This is a genomic window from Streptomyces triticisoli, from assembly GCF_003270085.1.
GTDB lineage: Bacteria > Actinomycetota > Actinomycetes > Streptomycetales > Streptomycetaceae > Streptomyces > Streptomyces triticisoli.
In genome coordinates this window covers 22,373-39,467 of sequence record NZ_QFDQ01000224.1, presented here as the reverse complement: position 1 = coordinate 39,467, position 17,095 = coordinate 22,373, and the positions used below count along the sequence as shown (strand labels likewise).

Here is a 17,095-nt window from a genome sequence, read left to right as displayed (position 1 = left end):
GCCAGCAGGGCGGCGACCCTGCGCGGCACCGGCCCGGTGGTGGCCAGCGCGGCGAGGGTGGGTGTGGGCGCGGCGGACGACAGCAGGGCCGCCCTGCCGATCGCCCGCGCGACCACGCGCCGGTCGCCGACCGCGCGGGCCGCGTCCTCGTCGGCCCAGCGCTCGGCGGTGTAGACGACGGCGGAACGCAGCGGCCGCAGGAAGGGGTTGGCGCGGGCCGCCAGGTGGACGGCGAGCAGGTGGCGGTGGTGGCGGGCCGCCAGGTGGGCGCGTTCGTGCGCGAACAGGGCGCGCCGCTCGGCCGGCGTGAGGCCGTCGAGCAGTGCGGTGGTGACGACGATCCGGCCCGGGGTGCCCGGGGTGCCCGGGAGGGCGTAGGCGTACGGCGTGGCGTCGGGCAGGACGGCGACCGGGGCGTCGCGCAGTCCGGCCAGGGCCCGCCGGGCGCGCCGGGTCACCCTCCGGTGCCGCCACAGGGTGCGCCCGCACGCCACCGCGACCAGTCCGAAGGCGGGGATCGCCGCCCCGCCCGCCGCCCCGTCGTACCGGACGGCGGCCCTGACCTCGGGTTCGGCCCAGCTGTCGGGCAGTTGGTTCCCGGGCAGGAGGTACGCGCTGCCGGCGACCCCGAGCAGGGCCAGGCACAGCGTGCTGCATCCGGCCATGACGGCGGCCACCCAGGCCAGCAGCCGGGTGGCGGTACGCGGATGCAGGTGCAGTTCCGCCAGGCGCGCCACCGGCCAGGCGGACAGCGGCAGCACCAGTGGCAGGAAGACGAAGAGCCCCATGAGGCGTCAGTGTTCCGTACCGCCGTCCCCCATGGCCCCCGCCGACCCCGCCGACTCCCCCGGCTTCTCCGTCTCCGCGGTCTCCAGCAGTGCGCGCAGCACCTGCTCGTCGTCGGGCGGGAGCGCGGTGACGAAGCTGGTCAGGACCGCCTCGCGGTCGCGTTCGCCGTCCAGCAGCCGGCGCATCCGCAGCGCCGCGAGCCGGGCCACGTCAGCGGTCGGCGTCCACACGAAGGAGCGGCCCCGGCGTTCACGGGAGACGACGTCCTTGGCGAGCAGCCGGGTCAGGATGGTGACCACGGTGGTGTAGGCGAGGTCGCCGCCGAGCCGTTCCTGCACCCAGGCCGCGGCGACCGGACCGTCCGCCTCGCGCAGCGCGCCGAGGACCTGGCCCTCCAGCTCGCCCTGCCTGCGCCGGGCCCGCCGGTGTTGCGCGGTCATGTCCGTCTCCCTCCGGCGTCGGCGTGTCGCACCACGCTACTTCACGCCGGCGGCGCGCCCCCGCTGATGCTCCGTGCCCCCGCCGGCAGGCCCTGCCGGGGCCGGGGCGGTCCCGGCAGGGCGCGGCACCGTGGCTCCGCCTCCCGCCGGTGGGCGGTCTCGTCGAGTGCGACGTCGGCGGCAAGGAGCGCGGCGAGCGGGATGCCGCCAGCGGCACGAGTGCCCGAGGACGGCGACCGCATCACTCGGGTCGGGTGCGGGATCGTGCCGTCCTGGCGCGACAGCCTCTCCGCGAGCGGACCCGGGCTCGCGGCCTGGCCTGCGCCGCGCCGCCTGCCATGAAGGGAGCGGTCTGCGGCCCGTCCGTCCGGGCGTGAGAGTGCTCCCGGCGGTGGGACCGGCGGGATGGCCGGCTCAAGGGCCGGCCGGCCGTCAGCCGCGGTACGCCTCCAGCAGCCGCAGCCACACCTCGCTGATCGTCGGGTACGACGGCACCGCGTGCCACAGCCGTTCGACCGGAACCTGCCCGGCGACGGCGACGGACGCCGAGTGGAGCAGTTCGCCGACGCCGGGGCCGACGAAGGTGACGCCGCGCAGGATCTCCTCGTCGAGGTCGACGACCATGCGGGCGCGGCCGCGGTAGCCGTCGCCGTACAGGGACGCGCCGGCGACCGAGGAGAGGTCGACGTCGACGGCGCGGACGCGGTGGCCGGCCTGTTCGGCCTCGGCGAGGGAGAGGCCCACGGCGGCGGCCTCCGGGTCGGTGAAGACGACCTGGGGGACGGCGTGGTGGTCGGCGGTGGCGGCGTGGGCGCCCCACGGGTCCGTCTCCAGCAGCGGTACGCCCGCCGCGCGGGCGCCGATGGCGTCGCCCGCGATCCGGGCCTGGTACTTGCCCTGGTGGGTGAGCAGGGCGCGGTGGTTGACGTCGCCGCACGCGTACAGCCAGGTGCTGCCCTCGACCCGCAGGGTGTCGTCGACGGAGAGCCAGGAGCCGGGTTCCAGGCCCACGGTCTCCAGACCGATGTCGTCGGTGCGCGGAGCGCGCCCGGTGGCGAGGAGGATCTCGTCGGCCTCGAAGCGGTCGCCGTTGCCGGTCACGGCCACCACGGTGCCGTTCTCGCGGGTCACCGACTCCACCGAGGTGCCGGTGCGGATGTCGGCGCCCGCGTCGGTGAGCGCCTCGGCGACCAGTTCGCCGGCGAAGGGCTCCATGCGGGCCAGCAGCCCCTTGCCGCGGACCAGGACGGTGACCTGGGAGCCGAGGGCCTGGAAGACGGTGGCCATCTCGGTGGCGACGACACCGCCGCCGACCACGATCAGCCGCCCCGGCACCTCCTCGGCGCTGGTGGCCTCGCGGCTGGTCCACGGCCTGACCTCGTCGAGTCCGGGCAGGCCGGGCAGCTTGGCGCGGGTTCCGGTGCAGACGGCGACGGCGTGCCGCGCGGTCAGCGTCCTGACCTCCCCGTCGGCGCCGGTGACCGTGACCGTACGCCTGCCCGCCAGCCGGCCCTGTCCGCGGTACAGGTCGGCGCCGATGCCGTCCACCCACCGGACCTGCCCGTCGTCGTGCCAGTGGGAGGTGTACTCGTCCCGGCGGGCGAGGACCGCGGCGGCGTCCAGGGGGCCCCGTACCGCCTGGCTCAGGCCGGGCAGACGGCGGGCGTCGGCGCGGGCGATGACCGGGCGCAGCAGGGCCTTGCTGGGCATGCACGCCCAGTACGAGCACTCGCCGCCGACCAGTTCGCTCTCCACGATCGCGGTGGACAGTCCGGCCGCGCGGGTGCGGTCGGCCATGTTCTCGCCGACGGGTCCGGCTCCGAGCACCACGACGTCGTACGCGATGGTTTCCGTTTCCGTCATGGGGTCAGTCTGGTCGGTGGTGTGCGAGGTGGCCACATGGGTACGTGCGCGGAATACGCGTAGGGTCGGCCGTGTTCTGCCGACGGCTTCGCCCCCACGCCGGAAAGCCCCCACCAGGAAGAGGGAATACGCCATGAGCAGCACTGTGGAGCTCACCAAGGAGAACTTCGACCGGACGGTCACCGAGAACGAGTTCGTTCTCATCGACTTCTGGGCGTCCTGGTGCGGGCCGTGCCGTCAGTTCGCCCCGGTCTACGAGAAGGCGGCCGAGGACAACCCTGACCTGGTGTTCGGCAAGGTGGACACCGAGGCGCAGCCGGAGCTGGCGGCGGCCTTCGGGATCCAGTCCATTCCGACGCTGATGATCGTCCGTGACCAGGTCGCGGTGTTCGCGCAGCCGGGCGCGCTGCCCGAGGCCGCGCTCGCGGACGTCATCGGGCAGGCCCGCAAGCTGGACATGGACGAGGTCCGCAAGGCGGTCGCCGACCAGCAGGCGCAGGACGGGCAGCAGGGCCAGTGAAGCGGCGAAGGGGCCAGTGAAGCGGCAAAGGGGCCGTTGAGACCGCTCAGCTGGACTCGCGTCGGACCACCCGCGCGCCCAGCACCGGGTGTCTCTCGGGCGGGGCACCGGGGTCGCGTACCGCTCGGTCGACCAGTTCGGCGAGGTCGCGGCCCGCGGGCAGGTCGATGTGGACGGTGCTCAGCCGGGGCCGTAACAGCCGGCCGAGCATGAGGTCGTCGGCGCCGATCACGGCCGTTTCCTCGGGGATGCGGACGCCCACGTCCTGCAGGGCGCGCATCAGCAGCATCGCGTACTCGTCGTTGTAGGCGAACACCGCGTCCAGGCCGAGGTCGCGCCAGCGGGCGGCGAGGCGGGCCGCGCTGTCCTCGTCGTAGCCGAGGGGCAGTTCGGTGACGCTGCCGCCGGTGCCGTCCAGGGCGCGTCGTACGCCCGCCAGGCGGGGCCGGGAGAACACGTCCAGGCCGCGTTCCTCGGGCACGACCACGCCGATGCGCCGCCGGCCGCGGTCGTACAGGTGGGCGCCGGCCCGGTGGCCCACGCTCTCCTGGTCCATGAGCAGGGCATGGGCGCCCTCCACGGCCTCGGGGCCGAGGGTGACCACGGCCCGGGCGCCGGAGCGCTTGAGCACCGCGACGTCCTCGGGGCCGAGTTCCGAGCCGGGCACCAGGACGGCGACCGGCCGCAGTTCCGCCCAGGCCCGGGCGGCCGCGTCGCCGTGCGGGCCGGCGGTGCCGTGCTGGACGACGGTGTAGTCGAGGCGGCCGAGCGCCCACTGGAGTTCGTTCAGGAACCGGCCGTAGAGCGCGCCGGCCGGGACGGACGGGGCGGGCATCAGGACCATCCGGCTGTGTCCCGCGCGCAGGCTGCGAGCCGCCGCGTGCGGCACGTACCCGAGTTCCTCGGCGGCCTCGTGGACGCGGCGACGGGTGGGCTCGCTGATGCGTACGGCTCGGGTGTTGTTGAGCACGTAGGAGACGGTCGCGCGTGAGACGCCGGCCAGTCGGGCCACGTCGGCGCTCGTGGGCACCGAGCGCGGTGCGGGCGACGGGGGCGCGGCGGGTTTCGGTATCTGCACCATGACGTACCGCATCTTGGCAGAAGCCTCGGACGACCCGCCGGGAGGGTCAACTGCCGGACGCCGGGCTGAAATTGAAATCCAAACGGTTGTGGGGTCCGCTACTCCGGTGCGGTACGGGTGACGCGGGCGACCAGGTCGTACCAGCCGGCCTGCAGCCGCTCCATCGGCATCCGGCACTGCTTGGTCAGGTGGTGGATGAGAGGGGGGTCGAGGTATCCCATCAGCGTGTGGGCGAGGAGCTCGCTGTCGGCGTCCGGGACCGCCTGCCGCAGCAGCATCGCGACGTGGGCGTGGCGGACCCGGCGGGGCGGCACGACGTAGCGACGGTCCGGGCAGGGTTCGGCCGCCAGTTGCAGCTCCAGGTCGTCGGCGGCGCGGCGCAGTGCGGCGCAGCCGAAGGCCCGCAGCCGCTCCACGGGCGGCGCGCCGGGCCCCATCGGGGGCTCGCCGCTGAGGAAGGCCGCCTGGAACTTCTTCTCCGAGTGGTCCAGCAGCGCGGTCAGCAGGCCGGTGCGGTCGCCGAAACGGCGGAAGACCGTACCCTTGCCCACCTGGGCGGCCGTGGCCACCGCCTCCATCGTGACCCCGGCCGCGCCGTGCTCCGCCACCAGCCGTGCGGCGGCGTCCAGCAGCCGGGCGCGGTTGCGCGCCGCGTCGGCCCGCAGGCTGGGCTCGTCCTCACCGGTGCCGATGTCGAGCAACACCGGCGTCACCACAGGCTCCTGGGGCTCCTGGGGCTCGGTGAAGGGCGGCAGGACGCGGGACATGAGGACAGCGTAAGGCATGGGGAAGAAAACTGGACCGCGGTCCGGTTTCTCTGCTAGAAAATTAAAGCGGACTCCGGTCCGCTTTGTAACGGCTGTGTTTCCCCCCATTGGAGCCCCCCATGTCTGTTCGCATCCTCGCGCTCGTCGGCAGCCTCCGCGCCGGCTCGCACAACCGTCAGCTCGCCGAGGCCGCGGTGAAGCTCGCCCCGGCGGGCGCCGAGATCGTGCTGTACGAGGGCCTGGCCGACATCCCGTTCTACAACGAGGACGTCGACGTCGAGGGCAGCGTGCCGGCCGCCGCCGCCCGGCTGCGCGAGACCGCCGGAGACGCCGACGCCTTCCTGCTCTTCTCGCCCGAGTACAACGGCTCCATCCCGGCCGTCCTGAAGAACGCCATCGACTGGCTGTCCCGCCCCTACGCCGCCGGCGCCTTCGTCGGCAAGCCCGTCGCCGTCGTCGGCACCGCCTTCGGCCAGTACGGCGGCGTATGGGCACAGGACGAGGCCCGCAAGGCCGTGGGCATCGCCGGCGGCAAGGTGGCCGAGGACATCAAGCTGTCCATCCCCGACTCCGTGACCCGCTTCGCCGAGACCCACCCGGCCGACGACGCCGAGGTCGCCGCGCAGCTCACCGAGGTCGTCACCCGGCTGCAGGGCCGGGCGGCCGGTGACTCGGCGGCTGCCTGAGCCACCCGCGGCATGGGCCGGAGCCTGCCCGGGCTCCGGCCCATGCCGTGCTCGCACCACTCCTCGGTCCAGCTCCGCCAGGCGCCTGACGCCCCGGGAGGTGAAGCGGTCGGTCCACCCGGGCGACATCTGGAAGTAGTGGTCCTTGATGTGCACACCGACCCGTATGCCCCTCTCCCTCTCCGTCTCCGAGAGCCGTCACCGACCCTTGTGACGCCAGGTCCTCGAGCGCGCTCGAAGTCAAGGTCCGCCGCCGTGTCCGGGCGGGTACACGGTGAACGGCCGCACGAGTGGCCGCTTCCCCCGCACGAGGAGACGCCATGGCGCAGGCCCCGCCCCCGTTCGACCCCGAGCTCGCCGCCGCGCTGGATGCCGTGGGAGACGTACGGCCGGGTCTGACCCCGCAGGACATCCAGGCCGCCCGGCAGGCCCTCGCCCCCGACGGGGCGGGCGGGCCGGACCTGACCATGGACGGTGCCTTCGCGGTGGAGGACCGTACGGTACCGGGGTCCGGGGGCGCGCCCGGCGTGTCCCTGCTGATCTGCCGGCCCACCGCACCGTCGGGCGGCACGGCGCGGCCCGTCCTGTACTACGCGCACGGCGGAGGCCTGGTCGTCGGGAACAACCGGCTCGGCGTGGACACGGCGCTGCCCTGGGCGAAGGAGTTGGGCGCGGTCGTGGTGTCGGTGGAGTACCGGCTGGCGCCCGAGCATCCGCATCCCGCGCCGGTCGAGGACGTGTACACGGGCCTGCTGTGGACGGCGGAACACGCCGGGGAACTCGGCGGCGACCCGGAGCGCATCGTCATCGCCGGCGCGAGTGCGGGCGGTGGCCTGACCGCGGCGCTGGCCCTGCTGCTGCGGGACCGCGGCGGCCCGCGGCCGATCGGCCAGATGCTGATGTACCCGATGCTCGACGACCGCAACGACACGCTGTCCGCCCACCAGATGGCGGGCGTCGGCCTCTGGGACCGCACGGCGAACGAGACCGCGTGGACGGCGCTGCTCGGCGACCGGCGCGGCGGTCCCGGCGTGTCGCCGTACGCCGCCCCCGCCCGCGCCGCGGACCTCTCCGGCCTGCCCCCGGCCTTCCTCGACGTCGGCTCCGCGGAGACCTTCCGTGACGAGGTCGTCACCTACGCCTCCCGCATCTGGCAGGCCGGCGGCGTCGCCGAGCTCCACGTCTGGCCCGGCGGCTTCCACGGCTTCGACGCCCTCGCCCCCGAGGCGGCCCTGTCCCGGGCGGCCCACACGGCCCAGCTGAACTGGCTGCGCAGACTGCTGGGGCGGTGAGCAGGCGCGCCGCGCGTCCGGGCCCGGACTCGGTCGCGCGCTCGAAAGGGGGGTACCCGTACCGGGCGAAACAGGCGAGAGGGCGGCCGGAATGAACGACGATCCGTACAGCGACGAGCCGATCTTCTTCCCTGACCTGACCGTCTTCAACCCCGCACCGGTGGGCGTGGCCCTGTGCCGCGGACCGGAGCATGTCCTGGTCTACACCAACGACGCCTATCGGCACCTCTTCGGCGCCCGTCAATACGGTGTCCCGGCCCGGCAGCTGCTCACCGACCTGAAGCAGCAGCAGATCTTCCAGCTCATGGACACCGTCTACGAAACGGGTGAGCCGGTCCGCATCGGCCCGGAGAGTCCGATGACCCTGCGGGACGAGCGGGGAGTGATCCGTGACCGGTGGTTCAGTGTCAGTCTGTCGCGCTCGGCGCTGCAGACCCCGCCCGGTGGGCCGGCGGACCACGGGGACCACGGGGTGCTGGTGGTGCTCATGGACGTCACCGGTGAGGTGATCGCCAAGGAGGCCGCCCACGAGCAGGCGGAGCAGCGGCGGCGCGCCCTGCTCCGGTACCAGAGCCTGGTCGCGGTCGGCACCCAGATGGTGTGGGTGGCCGACCGCGACGGGGAGGTGGTGCAGCTCAGCTCCGGGTGGCACCAGGTCACCGGCGTGCCCGCGGGCGAACTGCTCGGATCCGGCTGGCTGGACAGCGCCCATCCCCGGGACCGGGCCGGGCTGGCCAAGGACTGGCACCGGGCGGTGCGCACGGAGCCGGACCTGTTCGAGCACCGCTACCGGATACGGCACCGGGACGGCATCTACCGGCACTGCGCGCTGCGGGTCGTGCCGGTCCGCGAGCACGGCCGCGTCACCGAGTGGGTGGGCGCCTGCACCGACATCGAGGACCGGTGGCTGCGCGAGCGGCGCAAGGATCTGTTCGACCGGGCGTCGATGGCGGTGTCCGGGTCGGGCCGGCTCGAGTCGGTGCTGGAGGCACTGGGGCGCGTCGTCGCGCCCGAGTCGGCGGACGCGTGCGGCACCTACCTGCTGCCCGAGGGTGTACGCCCGCGGGAGGCAGGCCCGCTGATGACCACGCACGTGGCCACGGTGACCGGCCCCCACCTGCCGTCCTTCTCACCCGACGGGAGGCTGCGGGGCGCGCCTCCCGGCGGCCTGTTCGACGACGCGGTACGGCACGGACGCACCGTCCTTCGCCGCGCCGGCCCCGGCGGCCTCACCGACACCGACGTGCCGCCGGGCGCCGCGGAATGGGTGCGGGCCGCCGGGATACGGGAGGTCGCCCTGCTGCCGGTGGCCGTGCTCGGCGAGATCCCGGCGGTCGTCGCCCTGTACGCCACGGAGCGTGAACCCTTCGACCCGGAGGAGATCTCCCTGGCCGAGGAAGTCCTCGACCGGACCGCGCCCGCCTTCGGCCGGCTGCTGGAGCTGCGACGTATCCAGCGCGTCGCCCTCGCCCTGCAGGAGAGCCTGCTGAGCGACCCTCCCGAGGTGCCCGGGGTGGACATCGTGGCCCGCTACGTGCCCAGCGCCGCCGCGAACGAGGTCGGCGGCGACTGGTACGACTCCTTCGTGATCCCCGACGGCGCCACCGCGCTGATCATCGGTGACGTCTCCGGACACGACCTGCAGGCGTCCGTCACCATGAGCAAGCTGCGCAACATGCTGCGCGGCATCGCCGTCGACCGGCGGAAGCCCCCGGGGGACGTACTGCGCCGGCTCGACAGGGCCACCCACCTGCTGGGCCCCGAGGAGGGCCTGGCCACGTGCGTCTACGCCAGGATCGAGGAAGCCGTGGGAGGTGGCCGGCTGCTCGGCTACAGCGTCGCCGGGCACCCGCCGCCGCTGCTGGTCACCGCCGACGGCCGGGCCCGGTTCCTGGAGGGCGCCCAGGACGTCATGCTCGGCGGGCTCAAGCCCGACGGCCTTCCGCGTGCCAGCGCCTCCGAGCCCCTGGAGCCCGGCAGTACGGTCCTGCTCTACACCGACGGACTGGTCGAGCGGCCGGCCGAGGACCTGGACCAGGGGCTCGAACGTCTGCGCCGGCATGCGGCCGAGCTGGCCCGCGCGCCCCTGAGCACGTTCTGCGACGCACTCCTGCGGGAGGCGTCCACGGTCAGCGGCGACGACATCGCCGTCCTCGCGGCCCGCCTGCCGGCCGCCGCGGGCTGAGCAGGTCCTGCGGGCGTTAAGAGCCCCGAACAAAATGGGAGTCCGATCAGCTCGCGGCGTCATGGGGTCCCCCTGCTCATGGGGGTCCCCCCTGTTCGAGCGGAGTCGAGAACTCGGGTGAGAAGCCGAGAACTTGGAGGAGCGTGCGATCGCAAGGCGCCGGAAGGTCCTCGGTGGGGGTCCCCCTATTCGAAGAGCTTGGAGGTGGGGGTGCCCCCTGCTCGAAGAGCTTGGGGAGCGTGCCCGGGGGCACCTCCCAGCTGCCGGGCTGGAGGAGCGTCGCGAGCCGGGCACCCATTTTGTTCGGGGCTCCACGCAGCGGCGACGCGAACTCCTCGGTCGCCCGGCCGGCGTTCGCCGTGCGCTCGGCGGCGGTCGCGACTCCTCTGGCCGTACGAGTGCCGCGGGCTTCCCCTGTCGTCGCGTCGGCCTCGCGACCGGGGGCGGGGGCTGGGCCGAGGGGCGGGGGCTCCGCCCGGCGAAGGCCGGAGTGCCGGAGTGCCGGAGTGCCCGACGGCCGACGGGCCAGTCGCCGACCGGACCCGCCGAGACGCACTCCGGTCCTGCCCCGCCGACGTCGTCCTGCCGGGCGCTCACACCGACACGAGGCAGACGCCCAGCGCGATCAGGACGCCGACCTTGGCCAGTTCGAGGGCCACGTAGGCCAGGTGGCCGCGGGAGCGGGGGCCCTCCTCGCCGGCCAGGACCCGGTCGGACCTGCGGTTCAGCCGGGGGCGGACGAAGGCCAGCTGGGCGAGGAGCACCGCGGCCACGGCCGCGGTGAGTCCGATGACCGACGCCGGGGCCGCGCCCACGGCGACCGCGACGATCACGACGACGGCCAGCACCGTCTCCACCAGGTTCAGCGCCCGGAAGACCAGTCGGCCGATGCCCAGCCCGATCGGGATGGTCACGCCGGGGGCGCGGAACTTCAGCGGAGCCTCCAGGAAGGAGATGGCCAGCACCATGCCGAGCCAGACGAAGGTGACCGCGCTCGCCAAGGCGGCCGACGTGGTGTTCATCGTTGCGTTGCCTTTCGGTTGTGTCAGGCGGCGGGTGTCTCGGTCGGGCGGGCGGTCAAGTGGGCCAGGCAGGAGCCGGGTTCGGCGAACGGCTCCAGCCCGGTCGCGGCCAGCGGGGCGCGCAGCTCGGCCAACGCCCCCTGCATCAGCCCCAGATGGATCGGGCACACCAACTGGCCGTACTCCTCGGCCAGTTCGAGGAAGGGGCAGTGCCGCAGCCGGATCCGCTCCGGCGCCTTCCCGGCGCCGCCCTCGGGTTCGGGAGCGAAGCCCAGGTCGTCGAGCAGGGCGAGGAGCCGGGCCGTCGAGCGCTCGGCCGTCGGCTGCTGCGAGGGCGGCAGCGGGTCGACCAGGAAGCCGCCCCACGCGCGGCCCGCCTCCGTCGCGGCCTCCCGCGCCCCGGGGCCCTGGGACGCCAGTTGCCCGAGCAGGATCTGCGCCAGGAGCCGGTAACTGCGCGTCCCCCCGCGGTCCATGCCGGGGCGGGGGGTGTAGACGGTGCGGGGGCGGCCGGGTCCCGAGGGCGCCTCGACCTGCCGTACGACCAGATCCTCGGTCACCAGGGCGTCCAGGTGGAAGCGGACGGTGTTGGGGTGGACCCCGATCCGCTCGGCCGCCTCCGCGACGCCCAGTGGCCGGCCGGCGGCGCGCAGCACGTCCAGCACCTCGCGGCGGCGGGGGCTCTCCCGTGGGGTGGTCACGTCCACTCACCTCATTTCACCTGCGGCGACCAGGTTTTCACGAATCCTACATGTAATAATCGTAGGCCCGGGACGGGACCCGGACGAAAGAGGGGTACGCCATGACATCGCCTTCCGCGCGCGACACCGGGCCGGCCGACGGGACGGAGCCGGAACCGCGGGTCCTGTGCGACGCCCGGGCCCTGGCCGGCGCTCCGCCGGTACCGGCCGGCGTGCTGTGGAAGCTGGACGAGCCCGGACGCCAGCTCGACGCGAACGTCGTGCGCCTGGCCCCGGGCGGGCGCGTCGCGCCGCACCGCGAACCGGACCTGGACGTCCTGCTGTTCGTCGTCGCGGGCAGCGGCGTGCTCGGCGCGGGCACCGGCGACGAGCCGCGGCGGCTGGCCGAGGGCGCGGCGGTCTGGCTGCCGCACGGCTCCACGCGCAGCCTCACCGCCGGCGAGGACGGCCTGGCCTACCTCACCGTCCACCGCCGCCGCCCCGGCATGCAGATCCGCCACCGCGACGACGTCTCCTGAGCGGCGGAACGCCGACCCCGCGTCCGTACGCGGGTCGAGCACCGTACGCCCGAAGTCGGCGCGGCCCGGGGGACGTTCTAGGGTTCCCCCGTGACTGCCTTCACCGACTTCACCGACTTCAGCGACGAGAACGTTCCCGGCCGTTACGGCCCCACCGCCACCACCGAGGCCGACCCCCGCCGGGTCGGCCCGGTGCGCACCGAGTACACGCCCGCGCACGACGGCGACCCCGACCCCGGTGAGATCGTCTGGACCTGGGTGCCCTTCGAGGAGAACGACGGCCGGGGCAAGGACCGCCCGGTCCTGGTGGTGGCCCGGGAGGCCGCCGGCACGCTCCTCGCCGTGCAGCTGTCCAGCAGGGCTCATGACGGTGCAACAGGGGGCGCGGCGCAGTCGCTCCAGCGGAGCCGGGGCTTGCCCCGGTGGGTGGCGATCGGGAACGGGCCCTGGGACCGCTCGGGCCGGGACTCCTGGGTGGACGTCGACCGGGTGCTGCGCCTGCACGAGGACGGAATGCGCCGTGAGGCGTGCGCGCTGGACCGCATGCGCTTCAACCTCGTCATACACCGGCTGCGGGAGCGCTACGGCTGGGCCTAGGACCGGTACGGAAGGCCCCGGCGGACCGCCCGCCGGGGCCGAGCCGCGCGCCCCCGGAGTCGCGCATCAGGAGATTCAGCGCCAGGATTGTCACGATCTGTACCCTTGTACGGATCGGTCGGAAGGTTTTGGCTGGGACGGTGTGGCGCCGGCCCGGCCCACCGACCCCGGGCCGGTGACGTGCTGGAATCGCAGGAGGATCCTGACATGTCCGATTCGGCAAGTGGCTGTACGGGGCCCCGTACAGCCGTCACCGAAGCCGAGGCCGAGGCCCTGGTCAGCGGCATCTGCTTCAAGACCGGACCGCCCCGCTGTCTCGGGATCGAAGTGGAATGGCTCGTCCATGAGCTGCGCACACCGCGGCTCCCCGTGACACCCGAACGTCTCGAAGCGGCCTACGCCGCACTGCGGACCGTGCCCCTGAGGTCGGCGCTCACCGTCGAACCCGGCGGCCAGCTGGAGCTGAGCTCGCCGCCCGCCGCCTCCCTGACGGAGTGCATCGGCACCGTCTCCGCGGATCTCGACGCCGTCCGCGCCGTACTGGCCAGGGACGGCCTCCGGCTCGTCGGCCTCGGCCACGACCCCTGGCACACCCCCCGCAGGTTCCTGCGCGAGCGGCGCTACGACGCCCTGGAGACCTGCCTGGACCGCGAGGGCCCGGCCGGCCGGCACATGATGTGCACCTCGGCGTCCGTACAGGTGTGCGTGGACGCCGGGCAGGAGGAGCCCGGGCCGCTCGGCCACGGGCGCCGCTGGTGGCTGGCGCACCAGCTGGGCGCGGTGCTGGTGGCCGCGTTCGCCAACTCCCCGCTGCTGGGCCGGAGGTCCACCGGCTGGCTCTCCACCCGGCAGCTGATCTGGACGGAGATCGGCCCCGGCCGGGCCGGCGCTCCCCCGCTGAACGGCGACCCGCGCACCGCCTGGGCCCGGCACGTCCTGGACGCGCCGGTGATGTGCGTACGGCGCGACGACGGCCCCTGGGAGGTGCCCGAGGGGCTGACCTTCCGGCAGTGGGCCCGTGCACGTCGCCCGAGGCCGCCGACCAGGGAGGATCTCGACTACCACCTCACCACGCTGTTCCCGCCGGTCAGACCGCGGGGCCACCTGGAGCTGCGCATGATCGACGCGCAGCCCGGCGACGACGGGTGGATCGTGCCGCTCGCGGTCACCGCAGCACTGTTCGACGACCCGCAGGCCACCGAGACCGCCTACCGGGCGGTCAAACCGCTCGCCGAGCGCTCCGGGCCGCTGCCCGCTCCGCACAACCCCCTGTGGACCGAGGCGGCCCGCACCGGGCTCGCCGACCCCGAGCTGCACGAGGCCGCCGTCGTCTGCTTCACGGCCGCCCTGGAGGCCCTGCCCCGGCTCGGCGCCGGCACGGAGGTCACGGACGCCGTCGCCGCGTTCCAGGACCGCTACGTCCGCAGGGGCCGCTGTCCCGCCGACGACCTGCTCGAACGACTGCGCGGCACGGACGGTCGCGCCCACGGGAAGGACACAGCGCCATGACCGATCCCGCCCTCGCCGCCGAGACACTGCGCGACCGGGCGCTGCGCTCGCTCACCACGGCCCGTGACCGCACCACCCTGCTGACCACCTGCGTGGAGGAGCCCGACCTCACCGCCCAGCACTCGCCGCTGATGTCCCCGCTGGTGTGGGACCTCGCCCACATCGGCAACCAGGAGGAGCTGTGGCTGCTGCGGGCGGTCGGCGGCCGGGAGGCCATGCGCCCCGAGATCGACAGCCTCTACGACGCCTTCGAGCACCCGCGCGCCGAACGCCCCTCCCTGCCGCTGCTCACGCCCGGCGAGGCCCGCGCCTACGCGGCCGAGGTGCGCGGCCGGGTGCTGGACCTGCTGGAGTCGGCCGACTTCCACGGCACGCGGCTGACCGAGGCCGGCTTCGCCTTCGGCATGATCGCGCAGCACGAGCAGCAGCACGACGAGACCATGCTGATCACCCATCAGCTCCGCAGGGGCCCGCAGGCCCTGACCGCACCCGATCCGGACCCGGCGCCGCTGTTCACCGGCCCGCCCGAAGTCCTCGTCCCCGGCGGCCCGTTCACCATGGGCACCTCCACCGAGCCGTGGGCCCTGGACAACGAACGGCCCGCGCACGTGCGTGAGGTGCCGCCGTTCTGGATCGACACCACTCCGGTGACGAACGGCGCGTACCTCGCGTTCATCGAGGACGGTGGCTACACCGACCCCCGCTGGTGGACACCGGACGGCTGGGCCCACCTACGCCGGCACGGGATCACCGCGCCCCTGTACTGGCGGCGTGACGGCGGGCAGTGGCTCAGGCGCCGCTTCGGCGTCACCGAGGCCGTACCGCCCGACGAGCCGGTGCTGCACGTGTGCTGGTACGAGGCCGACGCCTACGCCCGCTGGGCCGGGCGCCGGCTGCCCACCGAGGCGGAGTGGGAGAAGGCGGCCCGCCACGACCCGGCCACCGGCCGCTCCACGCGCTACCCGTGGGGCGACGCCGACCCCGCGCCGTCCCACGCCAACCTCGGCCAGCGGCACTTGCGCCCGGCCCCGGCCGGCAGCTGTCCGGCCGGGGAGTCACCGCTGGGCGTACGGCAGTTGATCGGCGACGTGTGGGAGTGGACGGCGAGCGACTTCCTCCCCTACCCGGGCTTCACCGCGTTCCCGTACAAGGAGTACTCGGAGGTGTTCTTCGGGCCGGAGTACAAGGTGCTGCGCGGCGGCTCGTTCGCCGTGGATCCGGTGGCCTGCCGGGGCACGTTCCGCAACTGGGACCACCCGGTCCGGCGGCAGATCTTCTCCGGGTTCCGCACGGCCCGTTCGGAGGACGTCTGATGTGCCGTCACCTGGCGTACCTGGGGCCCGAGGAGCCGCTCGGCCGGTATCTCGTGGAACCGCTCCACGGCCTGTACCGGCAGGCGTGGGCGCCCCGGCAGCAGCAGTACGGGACGGTCAACGCCGACGGCTTCGGGGTGGGCTGGTACGCGGAGGGCGACCCGGTGCCGGCCCGCTACCGCCGGGCCGGGCCCGTCTGGGCCGACCTGTCCTTCGCCGACCTGACCCGGGTGGTGCGCACCACGGCGCTGCTGGCCGCCGTGCGGGACGCGACCCTTTCGGGCGCGGACGCGGAGGCCGCGGCGGCGCCGTTCGCCGCGGGCCGCTGGCTGTTCAGCCACAACGGCGCCGTCACCGGCTGGCCGGACTCGCTCGCCGCGGTGTCCCGCACGCTGCCGCCGCGGGACCTGCTGGCGCTGGAGGCCCGCAACGACTCCGCACTCGTGTGGGCGCTGGTGCTGGCCCGGCTGCGCGCCGGCGACGAGGCGGGCCAGGCGCTCGCCGACACCGTCCTGGAGGTCGCCGCGGCGGCCCCCGGCTCGCGGCTCAACCTGCTGCTCACCGACGGCGAGACGATCACCGCGACCGCCTGGGGCGACACCCTGTGCTACCTCGCCGAACCCGGCCGCCGCACTGTGGTGGCCTCCGAACCCTACGACGACAACCCGCGATGGCTTCAGGTCCCCGACCGCACCCTGCTGGCGGCGAGCCGCACGGACGTCCTGCTCACCCCGCTCAAGGACCTCACCGAGGACCTGGCATCCGCACCCTCCGAGGAGCCCCGTACGTGAGCGAGTTCCATGTCACCCGCACTCTGCCCGAGGACGCCATGGCCGCCGCGCTGCGCGCCGACGTCCTGCAGGGCCTGACCTCCTCCCCCAAGTCGCTGCCGCCGAAGTGGTTCTACGACGCGCACGGCAGCGAACTGTTCGAGCGGATCACCGAACTGCCCGAGTACTACCCGACGCGTGCCGAACGCGCGATCCTCGCCGTCCGCGCCGCCGAGATCGCCGCCGCGCTGCCCGCCCGCACCCTGGTCGAACTGGGCTCCGGTTCCTCGGAGAAGACCCGCTACCTGATCGACGCGCTGACCTGCCTGCACACCTACGTCCCCGTCGACGTCAGCGACACCGCGCTGGAACAGGCGGGGCGGGCGCTGGTCGCCGAGCGGCCGGGGCTGCGGGTGCACGCGCTGATCGCCGACTTCACCGCCGGCCTGACGCTGCCCGGCACTCCCGGCCCGCGGTTGCTGGTGTTCCTCGGCGGCACGATCGGCAACCTGCTGCCCGCCGAACGCGCCGAGTTCCTGGCCGGGGTGCGCGCCCTGCTCCGTCCCGGCGACGCGCTGCTGCTCGGCACGGACCTGGTCAAGGACGAGGGCGTGCTGGTCCGGGCGTACGACGACGCGGCCGGGGTGACGGCCGCGTTCAACAGGAACGTCCTGAGCGTGGTCAACCGTGAACTGGGCGCCGACTTCGAGCCGGAGGCCTTCGACCACGTGGCGCTCTGGGACGCCGGCAACGAGTGGATCGAGATGCGACTGCGCTCGCGCACCGCGCAGGCCGTGAAGGTGCCCGCGCTCGGTCTCGCCGTGGACTTCGCGGCCGGCGAGGAGTTGCGCACCGAGGTGTCGGTGAAGTTCCGCAAGGAGGGGGTGATCGAGGAACTTTCCGCTGCCGGGCTGGAGTTGACGCGGTGGTGGACGGACGGCGAAGGGCGCTTCGCGCTGTCGCTGAGCGTGGTGCGGTGAGCGTGGTGCGGTGAGGTCGCGGTGAGGTCCCCGACCGGGGCGGGCTCTGTTTCCGGGTCTCC

At 74.1% G+C, this 17,095-nt stretch carries 17 protein-coding genes; 10 read left to right on the top strand and 7 right to left on the bottom strand.

Annotated features, from left to right (window positions below; genetic code table 11):
• From DEP02_RS27555 to DEP02_RS27545, 3 genes are all read right to left on the bottom strand, one after another.
• The coding region (locus DEP02_RS27555) for a M56 family metallopeptidase (RefSeq protein WP_112470388.1) at positions 1-788 on the bottom strand (788 nt) is incomplete at its 3' end.
• 6 nt (positions 789-794) lie between these two features.
• Positions 795-1,229, bottom strand: a complete 435-nt coding sequence (locus DEP02_RS27550) for a BlaI/MecI/CopY family transcriptional regulator (RefSeq protein WP_112470387.1) — start codon at positions 1,227-1,229, stop codon at positions 795-797.
• Between the two features lie 432 nt (positions 1,230-1,661).
• Complete coding sequence (locus DEP02_RS27545) at positions 1,662-3,092, bottom strand: dihydrolipoyl dehydrogenase family protein (protein ID WP_112470394.1); 1,431 nt, start codon at positions 3,090-3,092, stop codon at positions 1,662-1,664.
• 133 nt (positions 3,093-3,225) lie between these two features.
• Between DEP02_RS27545 and trxA the strand changes: the two genes are divergently transcribed.
• A complete protein-coding gene (trxA, locus tag DEP02_RS27540; RefSeq protein WP_112470386.1) occupies positions 3,226-3,612 on the top strand; it encodes a thioredoxin in 387 nt (128 codons plus the stop codon).
• Between the two features lie 46 nt (positions 3,613-3,658).
• Here trxA and DEP02_RS27535 read toward each other — a convergent pair whose 3' ends face one another.
• Positions 3,659-4,693, bottom strand: a complete 1,035-nt coding sequence (locus tag DEP02_RS27535) for a LacI family DNA-binding transcriptional regulator (RefSeq protein ID WP_438947804.1) — start codon at positions 4,691-4,693, stop codon at positions 3,659-3,661.
• A 98-nt stretch (positions 4,694-4,791) separates the two neighbouring features.
• On the bottom strand, positions 4,792-5,460 hold the full coding sequence (locus DEP02_RS27530; RefSeq protein ID WP_112470393.1) for a TetR/AcrR family transcriptional regulator: 669 nt from the start codon (positions 5,458-5,460) through the stop codon (positions 4,792-4,794).
• Between the two features lie 119 nt (positions 5,461-5,579).
• On the opposite strand from DEP02_RS27530, the gene DEP02_RS27525 reads away from it, so the two are divergent.
• The 3 genes from DEP02_RS27525 (at position 5,580) to DEP02_RS27515 (ending at position 9,623) form a co-directional block, all read left to right on the top strand.
• Positions 5,580-6,146, top strand: coding sequence for an NADPH-dependent FMN reductase (locus DEP02_RS27525; protein WP_112470384.1), 567 nt, complete (start codon positions 5,580-5,582; stop codon positions 6,144-6,146).
• A 320-nt stretch (positions 6,147-6,466) separates the two neighbouring features.
• Positions 6,467-7,438: an alpha/beta hydrolase gene (locus DEP02_RS27520; protein WP_112470383.1), complete on the top strand. Its 972-nt coding sequence runs from the start codon at positions 6,467-6,469 to the stop codon at positions 7,436-7,438.
• A 91-nt stretch (positions 7,439-7,529) separates the two neighbouring features.
• Positions 7,530-9,623, top strand: a complete 2,094-nt coding sequence (locus DEP02_RS27515; RefSeq protein WP_112470382.1) for a SpoIIE family protein phosphatase — start codon at positions 7,530-7,532, stop codon at positions 9,621-9,623.
• A gap of 593 nt (positions 9,624-10,216) precedes the next feature.
• Here DEP02_RS27515 and DEP02_RS27510 read toward each other — a convergent pair.
• Both DEP02_RS27510 and DEP02_RS27505 read right to left on the bottom strand, forming a co-directional pair.
• Positions 10,217-10,645 (bottom strand): hypothetical protein, encoded by a 429-nt coding sequence (locus DEP02_RS27510; protein WP_112470381.1) that lies wholly within the window; start codon positions 10,643-10,645, stop codon positions 10,217-10,219.
• A gap of 23 nt (positions 10,646-10,668) precedes the next feature.
• Entirely contained in the window at positions 10,669-11,346 is a 678-nt protein-coding gene (locus tag DEP02_RS27505) for a helix-turn-helix transcriptional regulator (protein WP_112470392.1), read from the bottom strand.
• A gap of 101 nt (positions 11,347-11,447) precedes the next feature.
• Between DEP02_RS27505 and DEP02_RS27500 the strand changes: the two genes are divergently transcribed.
• From DEP02_RS27500 to egtD, 6 genes are all read left to right on the top strand, one after another.
• On the top strand, positions 11,448-11,864 hold the full coding sequence (locus DEP02_RS27500; protein ID WP_112470380.1) for a cupin domain-containing protein: 417 nt from the start codon (positions 11,448-11,450) through the stop codon (positions 11,862-11,864).
• Positions 11,865-11,954: 90 nt separating this feature from the next.
• Complete coding sequence (locus DEP02_RS27495; protein WP_112470379.1) at positions 11,955-12,461, top strand: type II toxin-antitoxin system PemK/MazF family toxin; 507 nt, start codon at positions 11,955-11,957, stop codon at positions 12,459-12,461.
• Between the two features lie 207 nt (positions 12,462-12,668).
• The gene (gene egtA / locus DEP02_RS27490) at positions 12,669-13,970 is read left to right on the top strand and encodes an ergothioneine biosynthesis glutamate--cysteine ligase EgtA (protein ID WP_112470378.1); all 1,302 of its coding nucleotides are present in this window, start codon (positions 12,669-12,671) and stop codon (positions 13,968-13,970) included.
• Positions 13,967-15,283: an ergothioneine biosynthesis protein EgtB gene (egtB, locus tag DEP02_RS27485; protein WP_112470377.1), complete on the top strand. Its 1,317-nt coding sequence runs from the start codon at positions 13,967-13,969 to the stop codon at positions 15,281-15,283. Before egtA ends, egtB begins: the two co-directional genes overlap by 4 nt.
• Positions 15,283-16,074: an ergothioneine biosynthesis protein EgtC gene (egtC, locus tag DEP02_RS27480; protein WP_112470376.1), complete on the top strand. Its 792-nt coding sequence runs from the start codon at positions 15,283-15,285 to the stop codon at positions 16,072-16,074. Before egtB ends, egtC begins: the two co-directional genes overlap by 1 nt.
• Positions 16,071-17,033, top strand: coding sequence for an L-histidine N(alpha)-methyltransferase (gene egtD, locus DEP02_RS27475; RefSeq protein ID WP_112470375.1), 963 nt, complete (start codon positions 16,071-16,073; stop codon positions 17,031-17,033). Before egtC ends, egtD begins: the two co-directional genes overlap by 4 nt.
• Positions 17,034-17,095: the final 62 nt, after the last annotated feature.

Excerpts from the sequence above, each read along its gene's own strand:
- DEP02_RS27545 (WP_112470394.1), bottom strand. The coding sequence starts at position 3,092 with ATGACGGAAACGGAAACCATCGCGTACGACGTCGTGGTGCTCGGAGCC.
- DEP02_RS27520 (WP_112470383.1), top strand. The coding sequence starts at position 6,467 with ATGGCGCAGGCCCCGCCCCCGTTCGACCCCGAGCTCGCCGCCGCGCTG.
- DEP02_RS27500 (WP_112470380.1), top strand. The coding sequence starts at position 11,448 with ATGACATCGCCTTCCGCGCGCGACACCGGGCCGGCCGACGGGACGGAG.
- trxA (WP_112470386.1), top strand. The coding sequence starts at position 3,226 with ATGAGCAGCACTGTGGAGCTCACCAAGGAGAACTTCGACCGGACGGTC.
- DEP02_RS27530 (WP_112470393.1), bottom strand. The coding sequence starts at position 5,460 with ATGTCCCGCGTCCTGCCGCCCTTCACCGAGCCCCAGGAGCCCCAGGAG.
- egtB (WP_112470377.1), top strand. The coding sequence starts at position 13,967 with ATGACCGATCCCGCCCTCGCCGCCGAGACACTGCGCGACCGGGCGCTG.
- DEP02_RS27510 (WP_112470381.1), bottom strand. The coding sequence starts at position 10,645 with ATGAACACCACGTCGGCCGCCTTGGCGAGCGCGGTCACCTTCGTCTGG.
- DEP02_RS27550 (WP_112470387.1), bottom strand. The coding sequence starts at position 1,229 with ATGACCGCGCAACACCGGCGGGCCCGGCGCAGGCAGGGCGAGCTGGAG.
- DEP02_RS27525 (WP_112470384.1), top strand. The coding sequence starts at position 5,580 with ATGTCTGTTCGCATCCTCGCGCTCGTCGGCAGCCTCCGCGCCGGCTCG.
- DEP02_RS27515 (WP_112470382.1), top strand. The coding sequence starts at position 7,530 with ATGAACGACGATCCGTACAGCGACGAGCCGATCTTCTTCCCTGACCTG.
- egtA (WP_112470378.1), top strand. The coding sequence starts at position 12,669 with ATGTCCGATTCGGCAAGTGGCTGTACGGGGCCCCGTACAGCCGTCACC.
- egtC (WP_112470376.1), top strand. The coding sequence starts at position 15,283 with ATGTGCCGTCACCTGGCGTACCTGGGGCCCGAGGAGCCGCTCGGCCGG.
- DEP02_RS27535 (WP_438947804.1), bottom strand. The coding sequence starts at position 4,693 with ATGGTGCAGATACCGAAACCCGCCGCGCCCCCGTCGCCCGCACCGCGC.